Source organism: Streptomyces sp. WELS2 (genome assembly GCF_013870595.1).
In the GTDB taxonomy this organism is placed as follows: Bacteria; Actinomycetota; Actinomycetes; order Streptomycetales; family Streptomycetaceae; genus Streptomyces.
On the sequence record NZ_JACBWZ010000844.1, the window covers coordinates 1 to 2,601 of the forward strand.

2 protein-coding genes and 1 pseudogene are annotated in these 2,601 nt (G+C 72.8%); 1 reads left to right on the plus strand and 2 read right to left on the minus strand.

From position 1 onward, the window contains the following. Together H5J33_RS30670 and H5J33_RS30675 are read right to left on the minus strand one after the other, a co-directional pair. A pseudogene (locus H5J33_RS30670) lies at nt 1-224 on the minus strand (hypothetical protein); the annotation flags it as partial. Nucleotides 225-320: 96 nt separating this feature from the next. Further along, nucleotides 321-1,163 (minus strand): MurR/RpiR family transcriptional regulator, encoded by an 843-nt coding sequence (locus H5J33_RS30675; RefSeq protein ID WP_181798033.1) that lies wholly within the window; start codon nt 1,161-1,163, stop codon nt 321-323. A gap of 130 nt (nt 1,164-1,293) precedes the next feature. On the opposite strand from H5J33_RS30675, the gene H5J33_RS30680 reads away from it, so the two are divergent. Continuing rightward, a partial coding sequence (locus H5J33_RS30680; RefSeq protein WP_181798034.1) for a cytosine permease occupies nt 1,294-2,601 on the plus strand: 1,308 nt, incomplete at its 3' end.

Genomic DNA, 2,601 nt, shown 5'->3' on the forward strand with positions numbered 1-2,601 from the left:
GCGAGAGCCGCGTACCGGCCCCGGCGGGCCAGCAGCACACCGGCCGCGCCGAGCAGGAACAGCGCCGCCCCGGCCGTCGTCCCGATCCACCGCCCGGTCAGTCCCCCGGGTACCGCCCCGAGCCCGGCGGCGACCACCCCGAGCCACCACAGCGGCGCGGCACCCGCCCGTACGACGACGGCCACCCGCGCCAGTCCCTGCCCTCCGCGTCCTCCGCGCGCCACGTCAGCCTCCCGTGTCACGTGTCCACACAGCGCTTGTGTCTCGCTGGGGAAGCTAATAGCAGAACGTGAGACGAATCTGAGAGCGGCGCGGCACGGTCACTCGACGAACAGTCCCCGGGCCGCCGCCTTGGTGTCGAACTCCTCCAGCCGGGCCTGGGCGTCGGGCAGGTCGTCGCACAGCGCCTCCAGCAGCACCCGGCCCAGCAGCATCGGCGCGCACGCGGTGTCGAAGGCGAGCCCGGTGCCGACGGCGGCGGGCAGCAGCAGGTCGGAGTGCTTGGCGACCGGCGCGAACGCCGAGTCGGCGACCGTGACCACGGTCAGGCCCGCGTCCCTGGCGTAGGCGAGGGTGTCCACGACCTCGCGCGGGTGCCGGGGCAGCGCGAAGCACAGCAGGGCGGTGGCGCCGGCCCGGACGGCGCCGTCGATCCGGTCCTGGATCATCGTGCCGCCCTCGTGCAGCAGCCGGACGTCCGGGTGGACCTTGGCGGCGAAGTAGGCGAAGCCGTAGGCCTGGGAGGCGGCGGCGCGCAGGCCCAGCACCGGCAGCGGCCGGGAGGCGGCGAGGATCCGGCCGGCCCGCTTGACCGGGCGCGGGTCGGCGAGCAGCTCGGCCAGGTGCCTGAGGTTCTCGATCTCGGCCTCGACGGCCTGCTGGTACTCGTTGTAGGCGCCGACGCCCGTGGCCGGTTCGGCCGGGACGACCTCGCGCAGGTGCCGGCGCAGGGCGGGGTAGCCGTCGAAGCCGAGGGCGACGGCGAACCGGGTCACCGACGGCTGGCTGACCCCGGCCAGTTCGGCCAGCTCCACGCTGGACAGGAAGGGCACGTCGGCGGCGCGGCGCACCATGCTGTGCGCGATGCGGCGCTGGGTCGGCGTGAGCCGGTGGCCCTCGAAGAGCGCCTGCAACCGGTTCGCAGGGCTGTCGCTCGCGCTCATGCGGTACTCCCCCTCCTGATCTCCTCGACGCCCCGGGAGAGTACAGCGCCGGGGCATTGACAAACACCGGCCGCCTATTCAGACAGTGTGTCGCTGCATACCGTTATACAGCCCGGTGTGGGGAGAACGCATGGCACAGTTCGTGGAACCGCGCTCCATCGACGTCGTCCCGGACGAGGAACGGCACGGCAGGGCCTTCGGCCAGTTCACGCTGTGGCTGGGGGCCAACCTCCAGATCACGGCCGTCGTCACCGGCGCCCTCGCGGTGGTCTTCGGCGGTGACGTGGTCTGGTCGGTCCTCGGCCTGCTGCTCGGCAACCTGCTCGGCGGCGCGGTGATGGCCCTGCACTCCGCGCAGGGCCCGCGCCTGGGCCTGCCGCAGATGATCCAGTCGCGGGCCCAGTTCGGGGTGCGCGGGGCGGTGGTCCCGCTGCTGCTGGTGGTCGTGATGTACGTCGGGTTCTTCGCCTCCGGCAGCGTGCTCGCCGGGCAGGCGGTGGGCGAGCTGACGCACACGGACGACACCACCGGGATCCTCGTCTTCGCCGCCGTCACGGGGGTCATCGCGACCGCCGGGTACCGGGTCGTGCACGCCCTCGGCCGGGTGGCGAGCACGGTGTGCGCGCTCGCCTTCGTCTTCCTCGCCGTACGCCTCCTGGAGCGCGCCGACACCTCCGCGCTGCTGCACGACGCGCACTTCTCGCTGCCGGTGTTCCTGCTGGCGGTGTCCCTGTCGGCGTCCTGGCAGCTGGCGTTCGGGCCGTACGTGGCCGACTACTCCCGCTACCTGCCGCGCACGACGTCCGCGAAGGCGACCTTCTGGTGGACGCTGGCCGGCTCCGCGCTGGGCTCGCAGTGGTCGATGACCTTCGGGGTGCTGGTCGCGGCCACGGCCGGGGAGGCGTTCCTGGACAGCCAGGTCGGCTATGTCGTCGGCCTCGGCGGCACCGGGCTGGTCGCGTCCTTCCTGTACTTCGTCATCGCCCTCGGCAAGCTCACCGTCAACGTCCTCAACACCTACGGCGGCTTCATGTCGCTGGTGACCGGCGTGAGCGGCTTCCGCGGGCAGCGGCGGCTGTCCCGGGCGGGCCGGGTGGCGTACATCGCGCTGGTGATGACGGCGGGCACCGCGGTGGCCCTGCTGGGCAAGGACGGCTTCCTGGCCTCGTTCAAGGACTTCCTGCTGTTCCTGCTGACGTTCTTCACGCCCTGGTCGGCGATCAACCTGGTCGACTACTACCTGGTCTCCAAGGAGCGCTACGACCTGGCGGCCCTCGCCGACCCGCACGGCCGCTACGGCGCCTGGCGCTGGGACGCCCTCGCGGTGTACGCGGCCGGCCTGCTGGCCCAGCTGCCGTTCCTCGCCACCGGCTTCTACACCGGCCCGCTGGTGGAGCCGCTCGGCGGCGCGGACGTCTCCTGGATCGTCGGCCTGGCC

Bases quoted from the DNA above. Each gene is read 5' to 3' on its own strand.
- H5J33_RS30675 (WP_181798033.1), bottom strand. From the start codon at position 1,163: ATGAGCGCGAGCGACAGCCCTGCGAACCGGTTGCAGGCGCTCTTCGAG.